This is a genomic window from Geobacillus sp. PLS 41, from assembly GCF_056494105.1.
The window spans coordinates 462,986-488,239 of sequence record NZ_CM151395.1 but is presented as its reverse complement, the minus strand read 5'-3'; the positions used below and the strand labels follow the sequence as shown (position 1 = coordinate 488,239).

General features: G+C 53.3%; 17 protein-coding genes, 8 tRNA genes, 4 rRNA genes and 1 other annotated feature. All 29 genes read left to right on the top strand.

What is annotated here, in order from left to right; all coding sequences use genetic code 11:
* Window positions 1-7 precede the first annotated feature (7 nt).
* Window positions 8-1,009, top strand: coding sequence for a tRNA dihydrouridine synthase DusB (dusB, locus tag ACVX3G_RS02350; protein ID WP_011229588.1), 1,002 nt, complete (start codon window positions 8-10; stop codon window positions 1,007-1,009).
* Window positions 1,010-1,099: 90 nt separating this feature from the next.
* A complete protein-coding gene (gene lysS, locus ACVX3G_RS02345) occupies window positions 1,100-2,584 on the top strand; it encodes a lysine--tRNA ligase (RefSeq protein ID WP_011229589.1) in 1,485 nt (494 codons plus the stop codon).
* 221 nt (window positions 2,585-2,805) lie between these two features.
* Window positions 2,806-2,922: ribosomal RNA gene (gene rrf / locus ACVX3G_RS02340) — 5S ribosomal RNA — on the top strand.
* 8 nt (window positions 2,923-2,930) lie between these two features.
* A tRNA-Val gene (locus ACVX3G_RS02335) sits at window positions 2,931-3,006 on the top strand.
* A gap of 686 nt (window positions 3,007-3,692) precedes the next feature.
* A tRNA-Lys gene (locus ACVX3G_RS02330) sits at window positions 3,693-3,768 on the top strand.
* Between the two features lie 10 nt (window positions 3,769-3,778).
* A tRNA-Leu gene (locus ACVX3G_RS02325) sits at window positions 3,779-3,863 on the top strand.
* 11 nt (window positions 3,864-3,874) lie between these two features.
* Window positions 3,875-3,949 (top strand) — tRNA-Gly (locus ACVX3G_RS02320).
* A gap of 16 nt (window positions 3,950-3,965) precedes the next feature.
* Window positions 3,966-4,051: transfer RNA gene (locus tag ACVX3G_RS02315), tRNA-Leu, on the top strand.
* Between the two features lie 3 nt (window positions 4,052-4,054).
* Window positions 4,055-4,128, top strand: a tRNA-Arg gene (locus ACVX3G_RS02310).
* Between the two features lie 4 nt (window positions 4,129-4,132).
* A tRNA-Pro gene (locus ACVX3G_RS02305) sits at window positions 4,133-4,206 on the top strand.
* 12 nt (window positions 4,207-4,218) lie between these two features.
* Window positions 4,219-4,291, top strand: a tRNA-Ala gene (locus tag ACVX3G_RS02300).
* Window positions 4,292-4,643: 352 nt separating this feature from the next.
* Window positions 4,644-6,201, top strand: a 16S ribosomal RNA gene (locus tag ACVX3G_RS02295).
* Window positions 6,202-6,589: 388 nt separating this feature from the next.
* Window positions 6,590-9,519 (top strand): 23S ribosomal RNA (locus ACVX3G_RS02290).
* A gap of 237 nt (window positions 9,520-9,756) precedes the next feature.
* A 5S ribosomal RNA gene (gene rrf / locus ACVX3G_RS02285) occupies window positions 9,757-9,873 on the top strand.
* Together the 16S, 23S and 5S rRNA genes with 8 tRNA genes alongside form the textbook arrangement of a ribosomal RNA operon.
* 264 nt (window positions 9,874-10,137) lie before the next feature.
* Entirely contained in the window at window positions 10,138-10,599 is a 462-nt protein-coding gene (ctsR, locus tag ACVX3G_RS02280) for a transcriptional regulator CtsR (protein WP_011229590.1), read from the top strand.
* Window positions 10,600-10,614: 15 nt separating this feature from the next.
* Window positions 10,615-11,163 carry a protein-arginine kinase activator protein McsA gene (locus tag ACVX3G_RS02275; protein WP_011229591.1) on the top strand — a complete coding sequence of 183 codons (549 nt, stop codon included), beginning with the start codon at window positions 10,615-10,617 and terminating at the stop codon, window positions 11,161-11,163.
* 5 nt (window positions 11,164-11,168) lie between these two features.
* A complete protein-coding gene (locus ACVX3G_RS02270; protein WP_011229592.1) occupies window positions 11,169-12,260 on the top strand; it encodes a protein-arginine kinase McsB in 1,092 nt (363 codons plus the stop codon).
* On the top strand, window positions 12,257-14,689 hold the full coding sequence (clpC, locus tag ACVX3G_RS02265) for an ATP-dependent protease ATP-binding subunit ClpC (protein ID WP_011229593.1): 2,433 nt from the start codon (window positions 12,257-12,259) through the stop codon (window positions 14,687-14,689). Before ACVX3G_RS02270 ends, clpC begins: the two co-directional genes overlap by 4 nt.
* 77 nt (window positions 14,690-14,766) lie before the next feature.
* Window positions 14,767-16,140 (top strand): DNA repair protein RadA, encoded by a 1,374-nt coding sequence (radA, locus tag ACVX3G_RS02260; protein WP_011229594.1) that lies wholly within the window; start codon window positions 14,767-14,769, stop codon window positions 16,138-16,140.
* 309 nt (window positions 16,141-16,449) lie between these two features.
* Window positions 16,450-17,544, top strand: coding sequence for a PIN/TRAM domain-containing protein (locus ACVX3G_RS02255; RefSeq protein WP_011229595.1), 1,095 nt, complete (start codon window positions 16,450-16,452; stop codon window positions 17,542-17,544).
* A gap of 21 nt (window positions 17,545-17,565) precedes the next feature.
* The gene (ispD, locus tag ACVX3G_RS02250) at window positions 17,566-18,252 is read left to right on the top strand and encodes a 2-C-methyl-D-erythritol 4-phosphate cytidylyltransferase (RefSeq protein ID WP_011229596.1); all 687 of its coding nucleotides are present in this window, start codon (window positions 17,566-17,568) and stop codon (window positions 18,250-18,252) included.
* A 14-nt stretch (window positions 18,253-18,266) separates the two neighbouring features.
* On the top strand, window positions 18,267-18,743 hold the full coding sequence (ispF, locus tag ACVX3G_RS02245; RefSeq protein WP_011229597.1) for a 2-C-methyl-D-erythritol 2,4-cyclodiphosphate synthase: 477 nt from the start codon (window positions 18,267-18,269) through the stop codon (window positions 18,741-18,743).
* Window positions 18,744-18,945: 202 nt separating this feature from the next.
* The gene (gene gltX, locus ACVX3G_RS02240; protein ID WP_011229598.1) at window positions 18,946-20,418 is read left to right on the top strand and encodes a glutamate--tRNA ligase; all 1,473 of its coding nucleotides are present in this window, start codon (window positions 18,946-18,948) and stop codon (window positions 20,416-20,418) included.
* 72 nt (window positions 20,419-20,490) lie between these two features.
* Window positions 20,491-20,726 (top strand) — a binding site (T-box leader).
* A 59-nt stretch (window positions 20,727-20,785) separates the two neighbouring features.
* On the top strand, window positions 20,786-21,460 hold the full coding sequence (gene cysE / locus ACVX3G_RS02235; RefSeq protein ID WP_012820475.1) for a serine O-acetyltransferase: 675 nt from the start codon (window positions 20,786-20,788) through the stop codon (window positions 21,458-21,460).
* Complete coding sequence (gene cysS / locus ACVX3G_RS02230; protein WP_014194590.1) at window positions 21,438-22,838, top strand: cysteine--tRNA ligase; 1,401 nt, start codon at window positions 21,438-21,440, stop codon at window positions 22,836-22,838. The genes cysE and cysS overlap by 23 nt, the downstream gene beginning before the upstream one ends.
* A 6-nt stretch (window positions 22,839-22,844) precedes the next feature.
* Window positions 22,845-23,270, top strand: coding sequence for a Mini-ribonuclease 3 (locus tag ACVX3G_RS02225; protein ID WP_014194591.1), 426 nt, complete (start codon window positions 22,845-22,847; stop codon window positions 23,268-23,270).
* Complete coding sequence (gene rlmB / locus ACVX3G_RS02220; RefSeq protein WP_011229602.1) at window positions 23,270-24,007, top strand: 23S rRNA (guanosine(2251)-2'-O)-methyltransferase RlmB; 738 nt, start codon at window positions 23,270-23,272, stop codon at window positions 24,005-24,007. Before ACVX3G_RS02225 ends, rlmB begins: the two co-directional genes overlap by 1 nt.
* Window positions 24,008-24,010: 3 nt before the next feature.
* Window positions 24,011-24,523: an NYN domain-containing protein gene (locus ACVX3G_RS02215; protein ID WP_012820478.1), complete on the top strand. Its 513-nt coding sequence runs from the start codon at window positions 24,011-24,013 to the stop codon at window positions 24,521-24,523.
* Window positions 24,524-24,613: 90 nt separating this feature from the next.
* On the top strand, window positions 24,614-25,243 hold the full coding sequence (sigH, locus tag ACVX3G_RS02210) for an RNA polymerase sporulation sigma factor SigH (protein ID WP_020278980.1): 630 nt from the start codon (window positions 24,614-24,616) through the stop codon (window positions 25,241-25,243).
* The last annotated feature ends 11 nt before the right edge of the window (window positions 25,244-25,254 follow it).

Below are 25,254 nucleotides of genomic sequence, written 5' to 3'. Positions count from 1 at the left end.
ATCTGCGATGTTTCGCATTGGCGATGTCGAAATTAAAAACCGCGTCGTGCTCGCTCCGATGGCAGGCGTATGCAACTCCGCGTTCCGCCTGACCGTCAAAGAATTCGGCGCCGGGCTTGTATGCGCCGAGATGGTAAGCGACAAAGGAATCGTATACAACAACGAAAAGACGTTAAACATGTTATATATTGATGAACGGGAAAAGCCGATCAGCTTGCAAATTTTCGGCGGCGAGAAAGAAACGCTCGTCAAAGCGGCGAAATTTGTCGATAAAAATACGAATGCAGATATCATCGACATCAACATGGGTTGCCCAGTGCCGAAAATTACGAATTGCGACGCTGGAGCGAAATGGCTGCTTGACCCGAATAAAATTTATGATGTCGTTGCCGCGATCGTCGATGCCGTTGAAAAACCGGTCACGGTGAAAATGCGGATCGGTTGGGATGAAAAGCACATTTACGCCGTCGAAAACGCTCAAGCCGTTGAGCGCGCCGGCGGGAAGGCCGTCGCCGTCCACGGACGGACAAGGGTGCAAATGTATGAAGGAAAAGCGGACTGGAACATCATCAAGCAAGTGAAAGAAGCCGTCAACATCCCGGTTATCGGCAACGGAGATGTCAAAACGCCTCAAGATGCAAAGCGGATGCTTGAAGAAACAGGGGTCGACGGCGTCATGATCGGACGGGCGGCGCTTGGAAACCCTTGGATGATCTATCGCACTGTCCGTTATTTAGAAACTGGAGAGCTCATCCCGGAACCGACGCCGAGGGAAAAAATCGATGTCTGCCTGCTGCATTTAGACCGATTAATTGCCTTAAAAGGCGAATATATCGCCGTCAAAGAAATGCGTAAACACGCTGCTTGGTATTTAAAAGGCATTCGCGGCGCAGCGAAAATCCGCAACGCCATCAATGAATGTGAAACGCGGGACGAACTGGCCGCACTGTTGCTTCGCGTGGCGGAGGAAGCGGAAGTCCAAGCAGCGGCGAACGCCGAAGCCGTTTAAACAACGGAGATGACGTTCATGCAGCGGAGGACTGCCAGCGAGCGCTGGCAGTATTTTTCGTAAAAAATCGCTAAATGGAGTGAATGAGGTATGAGTCATGAAGAATTGAACGACCAACTGCGCGTCCGCAGGGAAAAGCTGAAAAAAATTGAGGAATTGGGTGTCGACCCGTTTGGCAAACGGTTCGAGCGCACTCATAAAGCGCAAGAACTGTTCGAACTGTACGGTGATTTGTCGAAAGAGGAACTTGAAGAAAAGCAAATTGAAGTCGCCGTCGCCGGCCGCATCATGACAAAGCGCGGCAAAGGAAAAGCCGGGTTCGCCCATATCCAGGATGTCACCGGGCAGATTCAAATTTACGTCCGTCAAGACGATGTTGGCGAACAGCAGTACGAACTGTTTAAAATCTCTGACCTTGGCGATATCGTCGGCGTGCGCGGCACAATGTTTAAAACAAAAGTTGGTGAACTTTCCATCAAGGTGTCGTCGTACGAATTTTTGACGAAAGCGCTGCGTCCGCTGCCGGAAAAATACCATGGTTTGAAAGACATAGAGCAACGCTATCGCCAGCGTTATCTCGATTTAATTATGAATCCGGAGAGCAAAAAGACGTTCATCACCCGCAGTTTGATCATTCAATCGATGCGGCGGTATCTTGACAGCCGTGGCTATTTGGAAGTTGAAACGCCGATGATGCACGCTGTGGCTGGAGGCGCTGCGGCGCGCCCGTTCATTACGCATCATAACGCATTGGATATGACGCTTTATATGCGAATCGCTATCGAGCTCCATTTAAAACGGCTTATCGTCGGCGGTTTGGAAAAAGTGTACGAGATCGGCCGCGTTTTCCGGAACGAGGGCATTTCCACCCGCCATAACCCGGAGTTTACGATGCTCGAATTGTACGAGGCGTACGCCGATTTCCGCGACATTATGGAACTAACGGAAAACTTGATCGCCCACATTGCCACTGAAGTGCTTGGAACGACGAAAATTCAATACGGCGAGCATGTCGTCGACTTAACGCCCGAGTGGCGGCGCCTCCATATGGTCGATGCGATCAAGGAATATGTCGGCGTCGACTTCTGGCGGCAGATGAGCGACGAAGAGGCGCGGGAGCTGGCGAAAGAACACGGAGTGGAAGTTGCTCCACATATGACGTTTGGCCATATTGTCAACGAATTTTTTGAACAAAAAGTCGAGTCTCACCTCATTCAGCCGACGTTCATTTATGGCCATCCGGTTGAAATTTCACCGTTGGCCAAGAAAAATCCGGACGACCCGCGTTTTACCGACCGATTTGAGCTGTTTATCGTCGGGCGCGAACATGCCAACGCCTTTACCGAATTGAATGATCCGATCGATCAGCGCCAACGCTTTGAGGCGCAGCTGAAAGAGCGTGAACAAGGAAACGATGAAGCACATGAAATGGACGAAGACTTCCTTGAAGCGCTCGAGTACGGCATGCCGCCAACAGGCGGGCTTGGCATCGGGGTCGACCGTCTGGTCATGCTGCTGACGAACTCACCGTCGATCCGCGACGTGTTGCTTTTCCCGCAAATGCGTCATAAATAAATTTGATCGCTCCCTGCAAAGACAAGCAGCAGGGGGCTTTTCATTTATGTAAAAATAGTTGTCGTTGTTTTGTTGAAAAACAAACACAGGAAGTCGAGTTGACAAACCACTCCCAACGTGTTATATTATGATAGCACGTTGAAATGACAGCACTAATCAAAAACAAGGATCTAGTTGACAAATAAATAAATTTAATTATAATATAACTTGTCTGTTGATTGTCTAGTGATGATAGCGGAGGGGAAACACCCGTTCCCATCCCGAACACGGAAGTTAAGCCCTCCAGCGCCGATGGTAGTTGGGGCCAGCGCCCCTGCAAGAGTAGGTCGTCGCTAGGCAATCCTGTGGAGGATTAGCTCAGCTGGGAGAGCACTTGCCTTACAAGCAAGGGGTCGGCGGTTCGATCCCGTCATCCTCCACCATCACCTATTATGAGCCATTAGTTCAGTGACGAGTATTACATCTTTGAATCTACTTCGAGTTGTCCCGACGCATCCAACATCTTCGAATATGCTAGCAGAGGAAGGGACATCGTTCATTGTGAGTGTATACTTGACTATGAGCCATTAGCTCAGTAACGAGCGCTGCATCTTCGAGTTTGCTTCGAGTTGCCTCGACGCACTAGGCATCTGTGAAACAGCTGGGAGAGGAAGAGGCAGGTAGAGTGAAACGAAGCTGTAGAGTGTTATCCTAACCATGAGCCATTAGCTCAGTAGGTAGAGCAACGAGCGAAGCATCTTCGGATTTGCTTCGAGTTGTCCCGACGCATCCAACATCTTCGAATATGCTAGCAGAGGAAGGGGCATCGTTCATTGTGAGTGTATACTTGACTATGAGCCATTAGCTCAGTAACGAGCGCTGCATCTTCGAGTTTGCTTCGAGTTGCCTCGACGCACTTGGCATCTTTGAATCGGCTGGGAGAGGAAGAGGCAGGTAAAGTGAAACGAAGCTGTAGAGTGTTATCCTAACCATGAGCCATTAGCTCAGTAGGTAGAGCAACGAGCGAAGCATCTTCGGATTTGCTTCGAGTTGTCCCGACGCATCCGACATCTTCGAATATGCTAGCAGAGGAAGGGACATCGTTCATTGTGAGTGTATACTTGACTATGAGCCATTAGCTCAGTAGGTAGAGCATCTGACTTTTAATCAGAGGGTCGGAGGTTCGAGTCCTCCATGGCTCACCACAATTGATTTGCGGGTGTGGCGGAATTGGCAGACGCGCTAGATTCAGGGTCTAGTGCCCTTTACGGGCGTGGGGGTTCGAGTCCCTTCACCCGCATGTTGATTCGAGCGGAAGTAGTTCAGCGGTAGAACACCACCTTGCCAAGGTGGGGGTCGCGGGTTCGAGTCCCGTCTTCCGCTCCATTTATTTGCCCATTTAGCCGGGGTGGCGGAATTGGCAGACGCACAGGACTTAAAATCCTGGGGTAGGTCACTACCGTGCCGGTTCGAGTCCGGCCCTCGGCACTTGCGCTCGTAGCTCAATTGGATAGAGCATCTGACTACGGATCAGAAGGTTAGGGGTTCGAATCCTCTCGAGCGCGTTGGCGGGAAGTAGCTCAGTTTGGCAGAGCACATGGTTTGGGACCATGGGGTCGCAGGTTCAAATCCTGTCTTCCCGATAGCGGATATATGGGGCCTTAGCTCAGCTGGGAGAGCGCCTGCTTTGCACGCAGGAGGTCATCGGTTCGATCCCGATAGGCTCCACTGTTGCTTTATGTCTGTGCCTGCCGCTTGCAAGGGAATTTGAAGACGTGAGGTTCCTCGGTAGGATTACAGAGAAGCAAACTAAAGTAGCAACCTTGTGTCCTGCAAGTGAATGGAGAGAAGCGGGATTCTTCGACGAAAACCAGCAGAGAAGTTGTTTCAATGCAGCAACTTTGCGCCTGTGTCTTCTAGTGAATTCGGGGGAATTGGGTTCCTCGGCGCAAGACTGTAACGAAGCAAGTTCAAGAAGAGGTCTCGTTCCTTGAAAACTGAACGAAACGAAGCGCGACGAAAAGCGGAGGTCGTTTAGCGCCTTTGGTGCTGCGGCTGAAGCAAAAAGCCAATCAACTTTCTTTTGGAGAGTTTGATCCTGGCTCAGGACGAACGCTGGCGGCGTGCCTAATACATGCAAGTCGAGCGGACCGGATCGGAGCTTGCTCTGATTTGGTCAGCGGCGGACGGGTGAGTAACACGTGGGCAACCTGCCCGCAAGACCGGGATAACTCCGGGAAACCGGAGCTAATACCGGATAACACCGAAGACCGCATGGTCTTTGGTTGAAAGGCGGCCTTTGGCTGTCACTTGCGGATGGGCCCGCGGCGCATTAGCTAGTTGGTGAGGTAACGGCTCACCAAGGCGACGATGCGTAGCCGGCCTGAGAGGGTGACCGGCCACACTGGGACTGAGACACGGCCCAGACTCCTACGGGAGGCAGCAGTAGGGAATCTTCCGCAATGGGCGAAAGCCTGACGGAGCGACGCCGCGTGAGCGAAGAAGGCCTTCGGGTCGTAAAGCTCTGTTGTGAGGGACGAAGGAGCGCCGTTCGAAGAGGGCGGCGCGGTGACGGTACCTCACGAGGAAGCCCCGGCTAACTACGTGCCAGCAGCCGCGGTAATACGTAGGGGGCGAGCGTTGTCCGGAATTATTGGGCGTAAAGCGCGCGCAGGCGGTTCCTTAAGTCTGATGTGAAAGCCCACGGCTCAACCGTGGAGGGTCATTGGAAACTGGGGGACTTGAGTGCAGGAGAGGAGAGCGGAATTCCACGTGTAGCGGTGAAATGCGTAGAGATGTGGAGGAACACCAGTGGCGAAGGCGGCTCTCTGGCCTGCAACTGACGCTGAGGCGCGAAAGCGTGGGGAGCAAACAGGATTAGATACCCTGGTAGTCCACGCCGTAAACGATGAGTGCTAAGTGTTAGAGGGGTCACACCCTTTAGTGCTGCAGCTAACGCGATAAGCACTCCGCCTGGGGAGTACGGCCGCAAGGCTGAAACTCAAAGGAATTGACGGGGGCCCGCACAAGCGGTGGAGCATGTGGTTTAATTCGAAGCAACGCGAAGAACCTTACCAGGTCTTGACATCCCCTGACAACCCAAGAGATTGGGCGTTCCCCCTTCGGGGGGACAGGGTGACAGGTGGTGCATGGTTGTCGTCAGCTCGTGTCGTGAGATGTTGGGTTAAGTCCCGCAACGAGCGCAACCCTCGCCTCTAGTTGCCAGCACGAAGGTGGGCACTCTAGAGGGACTGCCGGCGACAAGTCGGAGGAAGGTGGGGATGACGTCAAATCATCATGCCCCTTATGACCTGGGCTACACACGTGCTACAATGGGCGGTACAAAGGGCTGCGAACCCGCGAGGGGGAGCGAATCCCAAAAAGCCGCTCTCAGTTCGGATTGCAGGCTGCAACTCGCCTGCATGAAGCCGGAATCGCTAGTAATCGCGGATCAGCATGCCGCGGTGAATACGTTCCCGGGCCTTGTACACACCGCCCGTCACACCACGAGAGCTTGCAACACCCGAAGTCGGTGCGGTAACCCTTACGGGAGCCAGCCGCCGAAGGTGGGGCAAGTGATTGGGGTGAAGTCGTAACAAGGTAGCCGTACCGGAAGGTGCGGCTGGATCACCTCCTTTCTAAGGACGAAGAAAAGCAGAAGCGCCGCGTTTGGCTCTCGAAGCCAAATGTTCTTCACCCGCAGGGGTGCTTGCACCCCGAGGGGGAAGGTTATTTGGCAGAAGAGAGCCAGGCGCTGGAGCTAGACATCAGTCGTTATTCAAAGCAAAACGCGCTTCTGTTTCGTTCAGTTTTGAAGGAATGAGGATTCCTTCAAGTGTTTTGCGCCTTCGTCTTCTTGCAGGTTCAAGGAAGATGGATTCCTCGGCGCAAAGCTGCAAAGAAGCAGACTCAAGGCAGTCGCTTCGTTCAGTTTTGAGGGAACGAGTCATGTTCTCTCAAGAATCAATTTTGTTCCTTGAAAACTAGATAACCGGAAAAGCAAAGGAAGAAGCCGAGAGCGCGATAGGTTAAGCTAGAAAGGGCGCACGGTGGATGCCTTGGCACTAGGAGCCGATGAAGGACGGGGCAAACGCCGAAACGCTTCGGGGAGCTGTAAGCAAGCGTTGATCCGGAGATGTCCGAATGGGGGAACCCACTGTCCGTAATGGGGCAGTATCCATGCCTGAATCCATAGGGCATGGAGGGCACACCCGGGGAACTGAAACATCTTAGTACCCGGAGGAGAAGAAAGCAACCGCGATTCCCCAAGTAGCGGCGAGCGAAACGGGAACAGCCCAAACCAAGAGGCATGTCCTCTTGGGGTTGTAGGACCGCTCACGATGGGAGTGAGAAAGGGACGGGGTAGACGAACCGGTCTGGAACGGCCGGCCAGAGAAGGTGAGAGCCCTGTAGTCGAAACTTCGTTCCCTCCCGAGCGGATCCTGAGTACGGCGGGACACGAGGAATCCCGTCGGAAGCAGGGAGGACCATCTCCCAAGGCTAAATACTCCCTAGTGACCGATAGTGCACCAGTACCGTGAGGGAAAGGTGAAAAGCACCCCGGGAGGGGAGTGAAAGAGAACCTGAAACCGTGTGCCTACAAGTAGTCAGAGCCCGTTGATGGGTGATGGCGTGCCTTTTGTAGAATGAACCGGCGAGTGACGATGGCGTGCGAGGTTAAGCCGAAGAGGCGGAGCCGCAGCGAAAGCGAGTCTGAACAGGGCGTGTGAGTACGTCGTCGTCGACCCGAAACCAGGTGATCTACCCATGTCCAGGGTGAAGGCCGGGTAACACCGGCTGGAGGCCCGAACCCACGCACGTTGAAAAGTGCGGGGATGAGGTGTGGGTAGGGGTGAAATGCCAATCGAACTTGGAGATAGCTGGTTCTCCCCGAAATAGCTTTAGGGCTAGCCTCGGGTTTGAGAGTGTTGGAGGTAGAGCACTGATTGGGCTAGGGGCCCCAAACGGGTTACCGAACCCAGTCAAACTCCGAATGCCAATGACTTATGCCCGGGAGTCAGACTGCGAGTGATAAGATCCGTGGTCGAGAGGGGAACAGCCCAGACCGCCAGCTAAGGCCCCGAAGTGCACGTTCAGTGGAAAAGGATGTGGAGTTGCCGAGACAACCAGGATGTTGGCTTAGAAGCAGCCACCATTTAAAGAGTGCGTAATAGCTCACTGGTCGAGTGACTCTGCGCCGAAAATGTACCGGGGCTAAACGTGCCGCCGAAGCTGCGGGATGACCGTTGGTCATCGGTAGGGGAGCGTTCTAAGGGCAGAGAAGCCAGACCGGAAGGACTGGTGGAGCGCTTAGAAGTGAGAATGCCGGTATGAGTAGCGAAAACAGAGGTGAGAATCCTCTGCGCCGAAAGCCTAAGGGTTCCTGAGGAAGGTTCGTCCGCTCAGGGTTAGTCGGGACCTAAGCCGAGGCCGAAAGGCGTAGGTGATGGACAACAGGTTGAGATTCCTGTACCACCTTCTTCCCGTTTGAGCGATGGGGGGACGCAGGAGGATAGGGCGAGCAGGCGGCTGGAAGAGCCTGTCCAAGCCGTGAGGCTGATCCGCAGGCAAATCCGCGGATCATAAGGCTAAGCGGTGACGGCGACGGAGTAATCCGGAAGTCCCCGATTTCACACTGCCAAGAAAAGCCTCTAGCGAGGGAAGAGGTGCCCGTACCGCAAACCGACACAGGTAGGCGAGGAGAGAATCCTAAGGCGCGCGGGAGAACTCTCGTTAAGGAACTCGGCAAAATGACCCCGTAACTTCGGGAGAAGGGGTGCTCTTTGGGGTGAAGAGCCCTGAAGAGCCGCAGTGAAAAGGCCCAAGCGACTGTTTATCAAAAACACAGGTCTCTGCGAAGCCGAAAGGCGACGTATAGGGGCTGACACCTGCCCGGTGCTGGAAGGTTAAGGGGAGCGCTTAGCGGAAGCGAAGGTGCGAACCGAAGCCCCAGTAAACGGCGGCCGTAACTATAACGGTCCTAAGGTAGCGAAATTCCTTGTCGGGTAAGTTCCGACCCGCACGAAAGGTGTAACGACTTGGGCGCTGTCTCAACGAGAGACCCGGTGAAATTATACTACCTGTGAAGATGCAGGTTACCCGCGACAGGACGGAAAGACCCCGTGGAGCTTTACTGCAGCCTGATATGGAATTTTGGTATCGCTTGTACAGGATAGGTGGGAGCCTGGGAAGCCGGAGCGCCAGCTTCGGTGGAGGCGACGGTGGGATACCACCCTGGCGGTATTGAAATTCTAACCCGCACCCCTTAGCGGGGTGGGAGACAGTGTCAGGTGGGCAGTTTGACTGGGGCGGTCGCCTCCCAAAAGGTAACGGAGGCGCCCAAAGGTTCCCTCAGAATGGTTGGAAATCATTCGGAGAGTGCAAAGGCACAAGGGAGCTTGACTGCGAGACGGACAGGTCGAGCAGGGACGAAAGTCGGGCTTAGTGATCCGGTGGTTCCGCATGGAAGGGCCATCGCTCAACGGATAAAAGCTACCCCGGGGATAACAGGCTGATCTCCCCCAAGAGTCCACATCGACGGGGAGGTTTGGCACCTCGATGTCGGCTCATCGCATCCTGGGGCTGTAGTCGGTCCCAAGGGTTGGGCTGTTCGCCCATTAAAGCGGTACGCGAGCTGGGTTCAGAACGTCGTGAGACAGTTCGGTCCCTATCCGTCGCGGGCGGAGGAAATTTGAGAGGAGCTGTCCTTAGTACGAGAGGACCGGGATGGACGCACCGCTGGTGTACCAGTTGTCCCGCCAGGGGCACCGCTGGGTAGCTATGTGCGGACGGGATAAGCGCTGAAAGCATCTAAGCGTGAAGCCCCCCTCAAGATGAGATTTCCCACCGCGCAAAGCGGGTAAGATCCCTCGAAGATGACGAGGTCGATAGGTCCGAGGTGGAAGCGTGGCGACACGTGGAGCTGACGGATACTAATCGATCGAGGGCTTAACCAAGAAAAGCGCAGGCGAGCGGGTCGCCGCGACGGGCAAATGTTCTTCGCCTGCAGGGATTTCCGATCCCGAAGGCGAAGGTTATTTGACCCCGAGCGGCGGCGAGCCGGAGCTGGACAATGCGAAAAGCGCAGGCGAGCGGCTTCTTCCAACGGTTATCTAGTTTTGAGGGAATGAACATCCTGTTGACAAATCCAACAGGATGGATATAATAATTACTGTCCAAGATGATCATCATTGCCTAGTGGCTATGGCGGAGGGGAAACACCCGTTCCCATCCCGAACACGGAAGTTAAGCCCTCCAGCGCCGATGGTAGTTGGGGCCAGCGCCCCTGCAAGAGTAGGTCGCTGCTAGGCAAAATGGAAAGCACGTCTTTTCTTTCCTTGGAAGAAAAGGCGTGCTTTTTCATTTATTCGGCTGCTTGACGTTTTATTGTCCAAAAAAACGGATATTCTATAGTTAGTTTTCCTTCTTTGGTCACTCTTGAAATTTTCCGTAATACATTGTATAGTAAGAGTAAGGTCAAATATAGTCAAAGTCAACAAATAGGCAGTGGGGTGTCCTGGTCAGCGGACGGCCCATCGCCAGGCAGCTTGGTTGTAAGGAAGGTGGTAGGTAGAGTGCCGAACATTTCCGACATCATTGAGCAATATTTAAAGCAAGTGCTCAATATGAGCGACCAAGATATCGTTGAAATTAAACGAAGCGAAATCGCTAATAAATTCCAATGTGTTCCGTCGCAGATCAACTATGTCATCAATACGAGGTTTACCCTTGAAAGAGGGTACATCGTCGAAAGCAAGCGCGGTGGCGGTGGGTATATCCGCATTATGAAAGTGAAGACAAAGAGTGAAGCACAGCTTATTGACCAGCTGCTCGAGCTTGTCGGCCACCGCATCAGCCAATCGAATGCCGAAGATGTGGTAAAACGTCTCGTTGAAGAAAAGGTAATTTCGGAGCGGGAAGCGAAAATTATGTTAAGCGCTATGGATCGTTCTGTTTTATATATCGATTTGCCCGAGCGGGACGAACTGCGGGCCCGCATGTTAAAAGCGATGCTGACGTCGCTGAAATACAAATAGGGGGAGGGGGAGGCATTGATTTGCCAAGAATGCAAGCAGCGGCCGGCCACGATGCACTTTACAAAAATTGTAAACGGAGAGAAAACGGAGTTCCATCTTTGCGAGCAATGTGCCAGAGAGCATGGCCATATGTTTACGTTCTACGGCAATGATGATTTTTCACTCAACAACTTGTTGGCGGGGCTTCTTAACTTTCAAGCGCCGATGAAAGAGATGACGGCGAACGCGTTTCCGAACCCGGATGTACTTCAATGTGAGACGTGCCAAATGACATACCATCAATTCACACAAATCGGGCGGTTCGGCTGCGCTAACTGCTACCGGACGTTTGCACGCTACTTGCCGCCGATTTTGAAACGGCTCCATAGCGGCAATACCGCTCATTCAGGAAAAATTCCGAAGCGAAAAGGCGGCGTTCTCCATTTGCGCAAGCAACTTGCTATGTTGAAACAAAAGCTTCAGGAGCTCGTTGCTCGTGAGGAATTCGAGCGGGCGGCCGAGGTGCGCGACCAAATCCGCTCGTTGGAGGATGAACTGCGTCGACGCGGAGAGGGGGATATGTAAGCGGTATGTCGTTCGAGAAGTTTTTCAATACGGCGGTCAGCGCGTGGATGAGCCAAGAGGGGCCGGATTCGGACATCGTCTTAAGCAGTCGCATCCGACTGGCGCGCAACATCGTTGACTTTCGTTTTCCAACGCTGTTTAGCAGTGAAGAAGCGATGCAAATCGTCGCGTTGTTTGAACGGACGTTCGCCCATCGTTCTTACGGAGGGGCAGGCCGCTTCGAGTTGTTGAAAATGTCGGAGCTTCAGCCGATTGAAAAACGGGTATTGGTAGAAAAACACTTAATTAGTCCGCATCTGGCTGAGGATTCGCCGTTTGGCGCTTGTCTGCTTTCGGAAAATGAAGAAATCAGCATCATGATCAACGAGGAGGATCATATCCGCATCCAATGCCTATTCCCGGGGTTGCAGCTTGCTGAGGCTCTCGAGGCGGCGAGCGAATTGGACGATTGGATTGAAGGGTATGTCAACTATGCCTTTGACGAGCGGCTTGGTTATTTAACGAGCTGCCCGACCAATGTCGGGACGGGATTGCGGGCTTCGGTGATGATGCATCTTCCGGCGCTTGTGCTGACGCAGCAAATTAACCGTATTATTCCTGCCATCAACCAGCTTGGGCTTGTTGTCCGTGGAACATACGGTGAAGGGAGTGAAGCGTTGGGGAATATATTCCAAATTTCCAACCAGATCACGCTTGGGAAATCGGAGGAAGACATTGTTGCTGATTTGCATACGATCGTTCAGCAGCTGATCGCCCAAGAAAGAGCGGCTCGTCAGGCATTAGTGAAAACTTTGGGCATACAATTAGAAGACAAGGTGTTCCGTTCATACGGCATACTGGCCAACTGCCGCGTCATCGAATCGAAAGAAGCGGCGCAATGTCTGTCCGATGTTCGCTTAGGGATTGATCTAGGATATATCAAGAACATCTCGCGCAACATTTTAAATGAGCTGATGATTTTGACGCAGCCGGGATTTTTGCAGCAATATGCCGGCGGGGCGCTTCGCCCTGAAGAACGGGACGTCCGCCGCGCGGCGCTGATCCGGGAGCGTTTAAAGATGGAGGAACGAAGAAAGATGGAGGGTGATGAACGATGATGTTTGGCAGATTTACGGAACGGGCGCAAAAAGTGCTGGCGCTGGCGCAGGAAGAAGCCATTCGCCTCGGCCATAACAATATCGGCACAGAACATATTTTGCTCGGCCTCATCCGCGAGGGCGAGGGGATCGCGGCTAAGGCGCTCATGGCGCTTGGGCTCGGCCCAGATAAAATTCAAAAAGAAGTCGAATCGCTCATCGGCCGTGGCAGTGAAGTGTCGCATACGATCCACTATACGCCGCGGGCGAAAAAAGTAATTGAGCTGTCGATGGATGAAGCGCGGAAGCTCGGCCATTCATACGTCGGCACAGAACATATTTTGCTTGGGTTGATCCGCGAAGGCGAAGGGGTGGCCGCCCGCGTGCTGAACAACTTGGGAGTAAGCTTGAACAAAGCGCGCCAGCAAGTGTTGCAGCTGCTTGGCAGCAATGAGTCGATGTCAGGCCATGGCGGCGGTGCTTCGCACGTGAGCACTCCGACGCTTGACAGCCTCGCCCGCGATTTGACAGCGATTGCCCGCGAAGGGCGGCTGGACCCGGTCATCGGCCGCAGTAAAGAAATTCAGCGCGTCATTGAAGTATTAAGCCGGCGGACGAAAAATAATCCTGTGTTGATCGGCGAGCCGGGCGTTGGGAAAACGGCCATTGCTGAAGGGTTAGCCCAACAAATCGTCAATAACGAAGTGCCGGAAACGCTGCGCGACAAGCGGGTCATGACGCTCGATATGGGGACAGTCGTCGCCGGAACGAAATACCGTGGAGAATTTGAAGACCGACTGAAAAAAGTGATGGATGAAATTCGTCAAGCGGGCAACATCATCTTGTTTATCGATGAGCTGCATACATTAATTGGCGCCGGTGGGGCGGAAGGAGCGATCGACGCGTCGAACATTTTGAAACCGGCGTTGGCGCGCGGGGAGCTTCAATGCATCGGCGCGACAACGCTCGATGAATACCGGAAATATATTGAAAAAGACGCCGCGCTTGAACGCCGCTTTCAGCCGATTTACGTTGATGAACCGACAGTGGAAGAATCGATCCAAATTTTAAAAGGGTTGCGCGATCGGTATGAAGCGCATCACCGCGTTTCGATTTCCGACGAGGCGATCGTGCAAGCCGTCAAGTTGTCCGACCGCTACATTACCGACCGTTTCTTGCCGGATAAGGCGATCGATTTGATCGACGAGGCTTGCTCGAAAGTGCGCCTTCGTTCGTTCACCGCACCGCCGAAATTGAAAGAACTTGAACAAAAGCTCGAGGAAGTGCGGAAAGAAAAAGACGCGGCCGTGCAAAGCCAAGAGTTTGAGAAAGCGGCGTCGCTGCGCGATATGGAACAGCGGCTGCGCGAAGAACTGGAGGAAACGAAACGTGCGTGGAAAGAAAAACAAGGCCAAGAAAATTTGGAAGTGACGGTCGAAGACATCGCCGCGGTCGTCTCGAGTTGGACCGGCATTCCGGTATCGAAGCTCGCTGAGACGGAAACGGAGCGGCTGCTCAAGCTGGAAGAAATTTTGCATTCGCGTGTCGTCGGCCAAGACGAGGCGGTCAAAGCGGTCGCCAAAGCGGTGCGCCGCGCCCGTGCTGGCCTGAAAGACCCGAAACGCCCGATCGGTTCGTTCATTTTCCTTGGTCCGACCGGGGTTGGGAAAACGGAGTTGGCTCGAGCCTTGGCAGAAGCGATGTTTGGCGATGAAGACGCCCTCATTCGCATCGATATGTCCGAGTATATGGAAAAACACTCGACATCGCGGCTCATCGGGTCGCCGCCGGGGTATGTCGGTTATGAAGAAGGCGGCCAGCTGACGGAAAAAGTGCGCCGCAAGCCGTATTCGGTTGTCCTGTTAGATGAGATGGAAAAAGCGCATCCGGACGTGTTCAATATTTTGCTGCAAGTGTTGGAAGATGGGCGGCTGACTGACTCGAAAGGGCGGACGGTCGACTTCCGCAACACGATCATCATCATGACGTCCAACGTCGGCGCCGATGCGCTGAAACGGAATAAGTACGTTGGCTTCAACATTCAAGACGGGAACCAGCAATACAAAGATATGAAAAGCAAAGTGATGGATGAGCTGAAAAAAGCATTCCGTCCAGAGTTTTTAAACCGGATCGACGAAATCATCGTCTTCCATTCGCTCGAAAAAGACCATCTGAAACAAATCGTCCGATTGATGGCCGATACGCTCGTGAAGCGGCTGAAAGAGCAAGACATTGATCTTGAGCTGACGGAGGCCGCCATTGAGAAAATCGCCGCCGAAGGGTTCGATCCAGAATACGGTGCCCGCCCGCTGCGCCGCGCCTTGCAAAAGCATGTTGAAGACCGTTTGTCCGAAGAATTGTTAAAAGGCACGATCGCCAAAGGGCAAAAAGTCGTCGTGGATGTCAAAGACGGGGAGTTTGTCGTATTGTCGAAACAAGCGGTCGTGTGAGGGAAGAAAAGGCATGCGGCAGCTTCCTGCCCATGCCTTTTTTTCGTTGGAAAACGTTACAGAAAGGGTTAAGATCGATGGCGAAGAAGAAAACGAAGTTCGTTTGCCAAGAGTGTGGATATGAGTCGGCCAAATGGCTTGGACGCTGTCCGGGATGCCAAACATGGAATTCGTTTGTTGAGGAAATTGAGCAGGAGAAACCGACTGTGCGCGGCGCATTTCTTCATTCGGAGCGGGCGGGTTCGGCCAAACCGGTCCCGATTACAGCCGTGGAGGCGGTGCAAGAGCCGCGCATGAAAACGAACAGCGCGGAGCTCGATCGCGTGCTGGGCGGTGGAATCGTCAAAGGTTCGCTCGTTTTGATCGGCGGCGACCCTGGCATTGGCAAATCAACGTTGCTTTTGCAAACATCGGCGCAGCTGGCCGCCGCTGGGCATCAAGTGCTGTATGTCTCCGGTGAGGAATCGGTCAAACAAGTAAAGCTGCGCGCTGGACGCCTTCGTGCGGAGTGCGATCAGCTGTACGTGTTGGCGGAAGCAGATTTGGAATACATTGTGGCAGCGGTTGAAACGGTTCAACCTGCTTGTGTCATCATTGATTCGATTCAGACGGTGTATCGCACCGATATTTCCTCTGCACCGGGCAGCGTCGCCCAAGTGCGCGAATGCACGGCCGAGCTGATGAAGCTGGCGAAAACAAAAGGCATTGCCATTTTTATCGTCGGTCATGTGACGAAGGAAGGGGCGATCGCCGGGCCGCGCCTGCTCGAACATATGGTGGACACCGTTCTCTATTTTGAAGGGGAGCGACACCATACGTATCGCATTTTGCGAGCGGTGAAAAACCGTTTTGGCTCAACGAACGAAATCGGCATTTTTGAGATGCGCGACATTGGGCTGAAGGAAGTGGAAAACCCATCAGAAGTGTTTTTAGAAGAACGGTCGCGCGGAGCGGCTGGCTCGACGGTCGTGGCGGCGATGGAAGGGACGCGGCCGGTGCTCGTGGAAATCCAGGCGCTCGTCTCGCCGACGAGCTTCGGCAACCCGAGACGGATGGCGACCGGCCTTGACCATAACCGTGTGTCGCTTTTGATGGCCGTGCTCGAAAAGCGGGTTGGGCTGCTGTTGCAAAACCAAGATGCTTATTTGAAAGTGGCGGGCGGCGTGAAGCTTGATGAGCCGGCAATTGACTTGGCGGTCGCTGTCAGCATCGCCTCGAGCTTTCGCGATCGGCCGACGAATCCGGCGGATGTCATTATCGGCGAAGTCGGCTTAACTGGAGAGGTGCGCCGCGTCTCGCGCATCGAACAGCGCGTGCAGGAGGCGGTAAAATTAGGCTTTTCCCGCATCATTGTGCCAAAAAACAATTTAGCCGGCTGGCAGCCGCCAAAAGGTGTGCAAGTGATCGGTGTTTCGCATGTGGCCGAGGCGCTTGAGCATACAATGTGTTAATCGCTCTTTCGCCTGCGCGGCCCGCTTCTTCGTGTCCAAGGGGATATGAGCGATCAAAAATTCATCGCCTCTTCATTCTTAAGTGCTCAAGCAGAGGCATAAACAGCCTAAAAGGATTGAACCTTTTCGCTCTGATGTACGTAAAAATATAGTAGGGAGATCCGAAACAACTACGGCGTTTGGCCGGCGTTTTCCGCTATTGTTACAAGCAGATGTCGAATGTTCAAAAACGATTAAAAATTGCCTTCCAATTGGTTTCAAACATTGGAAACTGTTTATAATGTTAAATAGGGAGGTGAAGATGGGCTGATGGTCAAACGCATTGTGCAATTATTTTTCCTCGCCGTGGGCGGAACGTTAGGCGCCATGTTTTTTCCTGACTTGCTTAAGGTGATGAATGTGAGCGGCATGCCGCTTCTCAATAATTCTTATACGCTGGCGGTGCTGGGGGCAGTCGTTTTCTTTTTGTTGACGTTTTGGCTTGTCGATTATGTGGTCGACATGATTCGCTGGGTGGAGGAAACGCTCGTGAAGGCGCCGGCCGCCGACGTGCTGTTTGGCAGTCTCGGGCTGATTTTCGGTCTTATTATCGCGTTTTTCGTTGTCATGCCGTTGCAGTCGTTTCACATTCAAGTGTTGAATACGGTGTTGCCGATTTTTTTGACGGTGTTGCTTGGCTACTTAGGGTTTCGCGTCGGTTTAAAGAAACGGAATGAGTTGATGAACTTATTTTCCTTGTCCAATCGCATGGCGAAGAAAAAAGGTGGAGAAGCGGAAAACGAACCGTCAAAGGGCGGTGCTGTGAAAATTTTGGATACGAGCGTCATCATCGACGGGCGGATCGCAGACATTTGCCAAACCGGGTTTTTGGAAGGGCCGCTTGTCATTCCGCGGTTTGTGCTCGAAGAATTGCAGCATATCGCCGATTCGTCCGATGTGCTGAAGCGGAACCGCGGCCGCCGCGGCTTGGATATTTTGAACCGCATCCAAAAAGAAATGGCGATGAAAGTGGAAATCCATGAAGCGGATTTCAGCGACGTCCAGGAAGTCGACAGCAAACTCGTCAAGCTGGCGAAGCAGCTTCAAGGCGTTGTCGTGACGAACGATTTCAATTTAAACAAAGTATGTGAGCTGCAAAACGTGCGTGTTTTGAATATCAACGATTTAGCGAATGCCGTCAAACCGGTCGTGTTGCCAGGCGAGGAGCTGAACGTACACGTCATTAAAGATGGGAAGGAGCATAACCAAGGCGTGGCCTATTTGGACGACGGGACGATGATCGTCGTTGAAGATGGCAAAGAATATATCGGCAAACGGGTTGACGTTTTAGTCACCAGCGTGTTACAAACATCTGCAGGGAGAATGATTTTTGCCAAATTGAAACTGCTGCAAAAAGCGTTGTAAAACGAATAGGGGAAACGGCCAATGAATTACGAAGCGATTGTCTTGGCGGCCGGGCGAGGAAAGCGGATGAACGCCGGCATGAACAAGCAATTCCTTGAGCTTGGCGGTGAGCCGCTCATCGTTCGGACGCTGAACGTGTTTGAGCGCGATGAGCGGTGCACCCGCATCGTGCTCGTCGTCAACCCAGCCGAGCGAAGCCGATTTGAGCAGCTGCTCGCCCGCTTTCGCATTCAAAAAGTCGCCGCGCTTACCGACGGCGGCGAGGAGCGGCAGCATAGCGTCTATAACGGATTGCAGGCGCTCGCGGGGGAGGAGATTGTTCTCATCCATGACGGCGCCCGCCCGTTTGTCCGCGTCCATCATTTGCACGAGCTAGTGAACGCCGCTGTTCAGTACGGGGCGGCGATCCCGGCAGTGCGGGTGAAAGATACGATCAAAAAAGCGAACGGTTTGTTTGTCGAACAGACGATTGATCGTTCCAGCTTGTGGGCGGTGCAGACGCCACAAGCTTTTCGTCTGTCTTTGATCATGGAAGCGCACGAAGCGGCGAAACAGGCTGGCTATCTCGGCACGGATGACGCCAGCCTTGTGGAGCGAATCGGCAAGCCGGTGAAGATCATTGAGGGGGATTATCGCAATATTAAGCTGACGACGCCGGAGGACCTTTTGTTTGCTGAAGCGATTTTGGCAAGCCGGATGGCCGAATAGATGGGGGTGGAGAGATGTTTCGCATTGGACAAGGGTTTGACGTCCATCAGCTTGTTGAAGGGCGTCCGCTGATCATTGGCGGCGTTACTATTCCGTATGAAAAGGGGCTGCTCGGCCACTCAGATGCCGACGTGCTGCTTCATGCGGTGGCGGACGCATGCCTTGGGGCGATCGGCGCCGGCGATATCGGCCGGCATTTTCCAGACACAGATCCGCGCTTTAAAGATGCCGACTCGGCTGAGCTGTTGGCGCACGTATGGGCGCTCGCTCGGCAGGAAGGGTATAGGCTCGTGAACGCCGACTGCACGATCATCGCACAAAAGCCGAAGCTGGCGCCATATATTGAAGAAATGAGGGCGGTGATCGCTCGGTTGCTGGAAGCCGAGCGCTCGCAAGTCAATGTGAAGGCAACGACGACGGAGAAGCTTGGATTCACTGGGCGGGGGGAAGGCATTGCCGCCCAGGCGGTCGTCTTGCTGCAAAAAAGCTAATGGAGCGGCCTTTGGCAGCATCATTTGGGAAGGCCTCGTTCTTTAATACATAAGCGCTTTGTTCGCCGTCCTGGCTAGGAGGTGTAAAGGGGGGGCGTCGGCGGCGTGGTGCGGCTTAGGCGAGAGCTGTCTGTTTTGAACTTTGCCGCGATAAACGGTACAATAATAGCACAAGCTTTGATGGAAGTGGAGGGTTTGGATGATGGCAAAAGAGGTGCGCGTGCGCTATGCGCCGAGCCCAACCGGCCATTTGCATATCGGCGGGGCGCGGACAGCGCTGTTTAACTATTTGTTTGCCCGCCATCACGGTGGAAAAATGATCGTCCGCATCGAGGATACGGATATTGAACGGAACGTCGAAGGCGGCGAAAAGTCGCAGCTCGAAAACTTAAAATGGCTCGGCATTGATTATGATGAATCGATTGATCAAGATGGCGGCTACGGGCCGTACCGGCAAACGGAGCGGCTCGATATTTACCGAAAATATGTGAATGAATTGCTTGAGCAAGGGCATGCGTACAAATGTTTTTGCACGCCGGAAGAGCTCGAGCGCGAGCGGGAGGCGCAGCGGGCGGCCGGCATCGCCGCTCCGCAGTACAGCGGCAAATGCCGCCATTTGACGCCGGAGCAGGTCGCGGAGCTCGAGGCGCAAGGGAAGCCGTATACGATCCGCCTGAAGGTGCCGGAAGGGAAAACGTACGAATTTTACGATTTAGTGCGCGGCAAAGTGGTGTTTGAATCGAAAGATGTCGGCGGCGATTGGGTGATTGTCAAGGCGAATGGCATTCCGACATACAATTTCGCTGTTGTCATCGACGACCATTTAATGGAAATCAGCCATGTGTTTCGCGGTGAGGAACATTTGTCCAATACGCCGAAGCAGCTCATGGTATACGAGTATTTCGGCTGGGAGCCGCCGCAGTTCGCGCACTTGACGTTGATCGTCAACGAGCAGCGGAAAAAGCTGTCGAAGCGCGATGAATCCATCATTCAGTTCGTCTCGCAATACAAAGAACTTGGCTATTTGCCGGAAGCGATGTTCAACTTTTTCGCTTTGCTTGGCTGGTCGCCGGAAGGAGAGGAAGAAATTTTTACGAAAGACGAACTGATCCGCATGTTCGATGTCTCCCGGCTGTCAAAATCGCCGTCCATGTTTGATACGAAAAAGCTGACATGGATGAACAACCAATATATCAAAAAGCTTGATCTTGACCGGCTTGTCGAGCTGGCCTTGCCGCATTTAGTGAAAGCCGGGCGCCTGCCGGCGGATATGACGGACGAACAGCGGCAATGGGCGCGCGATTTAATTGCTTTGTATCAAGAGCAAATGAGCTACGGGGCGGAGATCGTCCCGCTGTCTGAGCTGTTCTTTAAAGAAGAAATCGACTACGAGGACGAGGCGCGTCAAGTGCTTGCTGAAGAGCAAGTGCCGGCTGTGCTTTCCACCTTCCTTGAGAGCGTGCGTGAGCTTGAGCCGTTTACGGCAGACGAGATTAAAGCGGCCATTAAAGCGGTGCAAAAGGCGACCGGGCAAAAAGGGAAAAAGTTGTTTATGCCGATCCGCGCGGCGGTGACGGGACAAACGCACGGACCGGAGCTGCCGTTTGCCATTCAGTTGCTCGGCAAAGAAAAAGTGATCGAGCGGCTGGAGCGGGCGTTGCAAGAAAAATTTTAATCGGCCTCTATGCACGTTTGCATGATGGATGTGGTATAATAATATAAAGTTTCGATGGAACAAGTGCATAAAGAAAAAGCGTTGACGAGGAGAAGTAGGAAGCATCGGCATCCCAGAGAGAGCCGCCTTGGCTGGAAGCGGCTTATGTTCGGTGCTGTCTGAAGTGCGCCTCGGAGTCTCCTTTCGAACCGGAACAGAGACGTTCTGCAGTAGAGGGGAGCGGAGCATCTCCGTTATCGGAATCGAGTGAGCGAAACGGCGCCCCGTTTCGCTAAACAGAGTGGAACCGCGCCAAAAGCGTCTCTGTGTCTTCGGCACAGGGACGCTTTTTTATTCAAGACAACTTAGAGGGTGGAGGGAGGACATTATGTTTAAAACGTTAAAAGAGGATATTGAGGTCATTTTTGAGCAAGACCCGGCGGCGAGAAGCTATTTGGAAGTCATTTTAACATATTCCGGCCTGCATGCCATCTGGGCGCATCGGATCGCCCATGCGCTTTACAAGCGGAAATTTTACTTTCTTGCCCGCTTGATTTCGCAAATCAGCCGCTTTTTCACTGGCATTGAAATCCATCCGGGCGCGAAAATCGGCCGCCGCTTTTTCATCGACCACGGCATGGGCGTGGTGATCGGCGAAACGTGCGAAATCGGCGACAATGTCACCGTCTATCAAGGGGTCACATTAGGCGGGACAGGGAAAGAAAAAGGGAAGCGGCACCCGACGATCAAAGACAACTGTTTGATCGCTGCCGGCGCAAAAGTGCTCGGTTCGATTACGATCGGGGAAAACTCGAAAATCGGCGCTGGGTCGGTCGTGTTAAAAGACGTACCGCCCAATTCGACCGTCGTTGGCATTCCGGGCCGCGTCGTTGTGCGCGACGGGGTGAAAGTGAAGAAAGATTTAAACCATACCGACCTTCCTGACCCGATCGCCGACCGGTTTCGGGAGCTTGAAGAGGAAATCGCCCGGCTGAAAAGCGAGCTTGAGGCATTGAAACAACAAGAAAGGAAGAACGAGTATGAGCAGCATCCGGCTTTATAATACGCTGACGCGAAAAAAAGAACCGTTTGAGCCGCTGGAACCGAATAAAGTGAAAATGTATGTGTGCGGCCCGACCGTCTATAATTATATTCACATCGGCAATGCTCGGGCCGCCATCGTTTTTGACACGATCCGCCGCTATTTGGAGTTCCGCGGCTATGATGTGACGTATGTATCGAACTTTACCGACGTCGATGACAAGCTGATCAAAGCGGCCCGCGAGCTCGGCGAGAGCGTGCCGGCGATCGCTGAGCGGTTTATTGAGGCGTATTTTGAAGACATTCAGGCGCTTGGCTGCAAAAAAGCGGACATCCATCCGCGGGTGACCGAAAACATTGATACGATTATCGAATTCATTCAGGCGCTCATTGACAAAGGATATGCCTACGAAGTCGACGGCGACGTGTATTACCGGACGCGCAAGTTCCGTGAATACGGCAAGCTGTCTCATCAATCGATCGATGAGCTGCAAGCTGGGGCGCGCATCGAAATTGGGGAGAAAAAAGACGATCCACTTGATTTCGCCCTTTGGAAAGCAGCGAAGGAAGGAGAAATTTGTTGGGACAGTCCATGGGGGAAAGGGCGGCCTGGTTGGCATATCGAATGCTCGGCGATGGCGCGCAAATATTTGGGCGATACGATCGATATCCACGCCGGCGGCCAGGACTTGACATTCCCGCACCATGAAAACGAAATCGCCCAGTCGGAGGCGCTGACCGGCAAACCGTTCGCGAAATATTGGCTGCACAATGGGTATTTAAATATTAACAACGAAAAAATGTCGAAGTCGCTTGGCAATTTCGTGCTCGTTCACGATATCATCCGGGAGATCGACCCGCAAGTGCTGCGTTTTTTCATGCTGTCGGTGCATTACCGCCATCCGATCAACTACAGCGAGGAACTGCTTGAGAGTGCGCGGCGCGGACTCGAGCGCCTGAAGACGGCGTATGGCAATTTGCAGCATCGCCTGCAGGCAAGCACGAACTTAACGGACAATGACGAGGAATGGGTTTCGCGCATTGCCGACATCCGCGCCTCGTTCATCCGTGAAATGGACGACGATTTCAACACGGCGAACGGCATTGCCGTATTGTTTGAACTGGCGAAGCAGGCCAACTTGTACTTGCAGGAAAAAACGACATCCGAGAAGGTCATTCACGCGTTTTTGCGCGAGTTCGAACAGCTGGCGGACGTACTTGGACTCACCTTGAAGCAGGATGAGCTGCTTGATGAGGAAATCGAGGCGTTGATCCAAAAGCGCAATGAAGCGCGGAAAAACCGCGATTTTGCGCTGGCCGACCGCATTCGCGACGAGTTGAGAGCGAAAAACATTATTTTGGAAGACACGCCGCAAGGAACGAGATGGAAACGGGGATAGCACGCGATGATGGCGGAGTTTGAAACGGTCAACGATGTGAAGCAGTTAAATGGACTGGCGCTTGCCTATATTGGCGACGCCGTGTACGAGGTGTATGTGCGACGCCATTTGCTTGCTGGCGGCAGCGTGCGGCCGCATGAGCTGCATCGGCGGGCGGTCCGCTATGTGTCGGCGCGGGCGCAAGCGCAAGTGATTTTGGCGTTGCTTGACGAGGGCGTCCTGACCGAGGAGGAAAAGGACATCGTCCGCCGCGGCCGCAATGCCAAATCAGGCACAATCCCGAAAAATACGGATGTACAAACATACCGGCATAGCACGGCCTTTGAGGCGCTCATCGGTTATCATTTTTTGGTTAATAATGAAAAGCGGGTTGATGAGCTGATCGGCCGTTCGTTTGCCATTATTGAAAGGGAAGAAAGGGCGTTGGAATGATGGACTACATTATCGGCAAAAATCCGGTCATTGAAGCGCTCAAAGCCGGGCGCGACATCAATAAAATTTGGATCGCGGAAGGGGCGCAGCGCCATACCGTCGAACCTGTGCTTGAATGGGCAAAGCGGCGGGGCGTGCTCGTCCAATATGTCCCGAAGCGCAAGCTTGATCAGATGGCTGAAGGAGCTCATCAAGGGGTGATCGCTCAGGCGGCGGCTTACCGCTACTATGAAATCGATGACTTGTTCGCTCGCGCCGCCGAGCGGGGCGAGGCGCCGTTTTTTCTCATCTTGGACGAGCTTGAGGATCCGCATAATTTAGGGGCCATCATGCGCACCGCTGATGCGGTCGGGGCGCACGGCCTCATTATTCCGAAGCGGCGTTCGGTCGGGCTGACCCAAACGGTGGCGAAGGCGTCGACCGGGGCGATTGAGCACGTTCCGGTCGCGCGTGTGACAAACTTGGCGCGGACGATTGACGAGCTGAAAGAGCGCGGAGTGTGGGTAGCCGGAACGGATGCATCGGCTCAAGACGACTACCGCTCGCTCGATGGCACGATGCCGTTGGCGCTCGTCATCGGGAGCGAAGGAAAAGGGATCAGCCGCCTAGTGCTTGAAAAGTGCGATTTCTTGTTCCGGTTGCCGATGCGCGGCCATGTCACCTCACTCAATGCCTCTGTCGCCGCCAGCCTGCTCATGTACGAGGTGTACCGGAAGCGGTATCCGTTGGGAGAATAGCGAATGAACATTTTGATTGTCGACGGCTATAACATCATCGGTGCTTGGCCGGAGCTGCGCCGGCTGAAAGAAGAGGGCGATCTGGCAGCGGCAAGGGATTTATTGATTGAAAAAATGGCTGACTACAAAGGATTCACCGGGGACCATGTCGTGATCGTATTCGATGCCCACCTCGTGCAAGGAAACGAGAAAAAGTATAAACATTACGACGTCGATGTCATTTTTACAAAGGAACATGAGACGGCCGATGAGCGAATTGAACGGTTGGCGAAAACATTGATGAATGCGCGCACAAAAGTGTATGTCGCTACCTCCGACTACACCGAACAATGGACGGTGTTCGGCCAAGGCGCCCTGCGCAAGTCGGCGCGCGAGCTATTGGATGAAGTCGAGACGGTTGAGCGGGACATTTCCCAAAAAGTAAAAGCGATGCGGCAGCGCACTCCGATCTCCAAAGTTCCGCTAAATGATAGAATTGCTGAAATTTTTGAAAAATGGCGAAGAGGAGAAAAATGAGCGGTTGACGCTGTAAAAATTTGTCCTGTATAATACATGTTAGCGATTGATGCGGTCGGGGGGATCAGCGTGGGGGAATGCTTGAAAGCAATGAAAGGGAAAGGTTATCATCAGCTGGACGATGAGCAGCTTGTTGCGCTCGTTCACGAAGGGGATGGGGAAGCACTTGATTTTTTAATCCATAAATATCAAAACTTTGTGCGCGCCAAAGCTCGCTCCTATTTTTTAGTCGGAGCTGATCGGGAAGATATCGTGCAGGAAGGAATGATCGGTCTGTATAAGGCCGTCCGTGATTTTAAGGGGGACAAGCTTTCCTCATTTAAAGCGTTTGCAGAACTTTGCATCACAAGGCAAATGATTACCGCGATTAAAACGGCGACCCGCCAAAAGCATATTCCGCTCAACTCTTACGTTTCCTTGGATAAGCCGATTTATGACGATGAATCTGACCGGACGCTGATGGATGTGTTGTCCGGCACGCAGGTGACGGACCCGGAACAATTGATTGTCAACCGCGAGGAAGTCGATGATATTGAACTAAAGATGGCGGAACTGCTCAGCGACCTCGAGCGGAAAGTGCTCGCTTTGTATTTGGATGGACGCTCATACCAGGAAATTTCCGAAGAGCTGAACCGCCATGTCAAGTCGATCGACAACGCGTTGCAACGCGTCAAGCGGAAGCTCGAGAAATATTTGGAATACCGCGAGATCAGTTTATAGCATCGCAACGC

Bases quoted from the DNA above. Each gene is read 5' to 3' on its own strand.
- dusB (WP_011229588.1), top strand. From the start codon at position 8: ATGTTTCGCATTGGCGATGTCGAAATTAAAAACCGCGTCGTGCTCGCT.
- lysS (WP_011229589.1), top strand. From the start codon at position 1,100: ATGAGTCATGAAGAATTGAACGACCAACTGCGCGTCCGCAGGGAAAAG.
- ACVX3G_RS02270 (WP_011229592.1), top strand. From the start codon at position 11,169: ATGTCGTTCGAGAAGTTTTTCAATACGGCGGTCAGCGCGTGGATGAGC.
- clpC (WP_011229593.1), top strand. From the start codon at position 12,257: ATGATGTTTGGCAGATTTACGGAACGGGCGCAAAAAGTGCTGGCGCTG.
- radA (WP_011229594.1), top strand. From the start codon at position 14,767: ATGGCGAAGAAGAAAACGAAGTTCGTTTGCCAAGAGTGTGGATATGAG.
- ACVX3G_RS02255 (WP_011229595.1), top strand. From the start codon at position 16,450: ATGGTCAAACGCATTGTGCAATTATTTTTCCTCGCCGTGGGCGGAACG.
- ispD (WP_011229596.1), top strand. From the start codon at position 17,566: ATGAATTACGAAGCGATTGTCTTGGCGGCCGGGCGAGGAAAGCGGATG.
- ispF (WP_011229597.1), top strand. From the start codon at position 18,267: ATGTTTCGCATTGGACAAGGGTTTGACGTCCATCAGCTTGTTGAAGGG.
- gltX (WP_011229598.1), top strand. From the start codon at position 18,946: ATGGCAAAAGAGGTGCGCGTGCGCTATGCGCCGAGCCCAACCGGCCAT.
- cysE (WP_012820475.1), top strand. From the start codon at position 20,786: ATGTTTAAAACGTTAAAAGAGGATATTGAGGTCATTTTTGAGCAAGAC.
- cysS (WP_014194590.1), top strand. From the start codon at position 21,438: ATGAGCAGCATCCGGCTTTATAATACGCTGACGCGAAAAAAAGAACCG.
- ACVX3G_RS02225 (WP_014194591.1), top strand. From the start codon at position 22,845: ATGATGGCGGAGTTTGAAACGGTCAACGATGTGAAGCAGTTAAATGGA.
- rlmB (WP_011229602.1), top strand. From the start codon at position 23,270: ATGGACTACATTATCGGCAAAAATCCGGTCATTGAAGCGCTCAAAGCC.
- ACVX3G_RS02215 (WP_012820478.1), top strand. From the start codon at position 24,011: ATGAACATTTTGATTGTCGACGGCTATAACATCATCGGTGCTTGGCCG.
- sigH (WP_020278980.1), top strand. From the start codon at position 24,614: ATGAAAGGGAAAGGTTATCATCAGCTGGACGATGAGCAGCTTGTTGCG.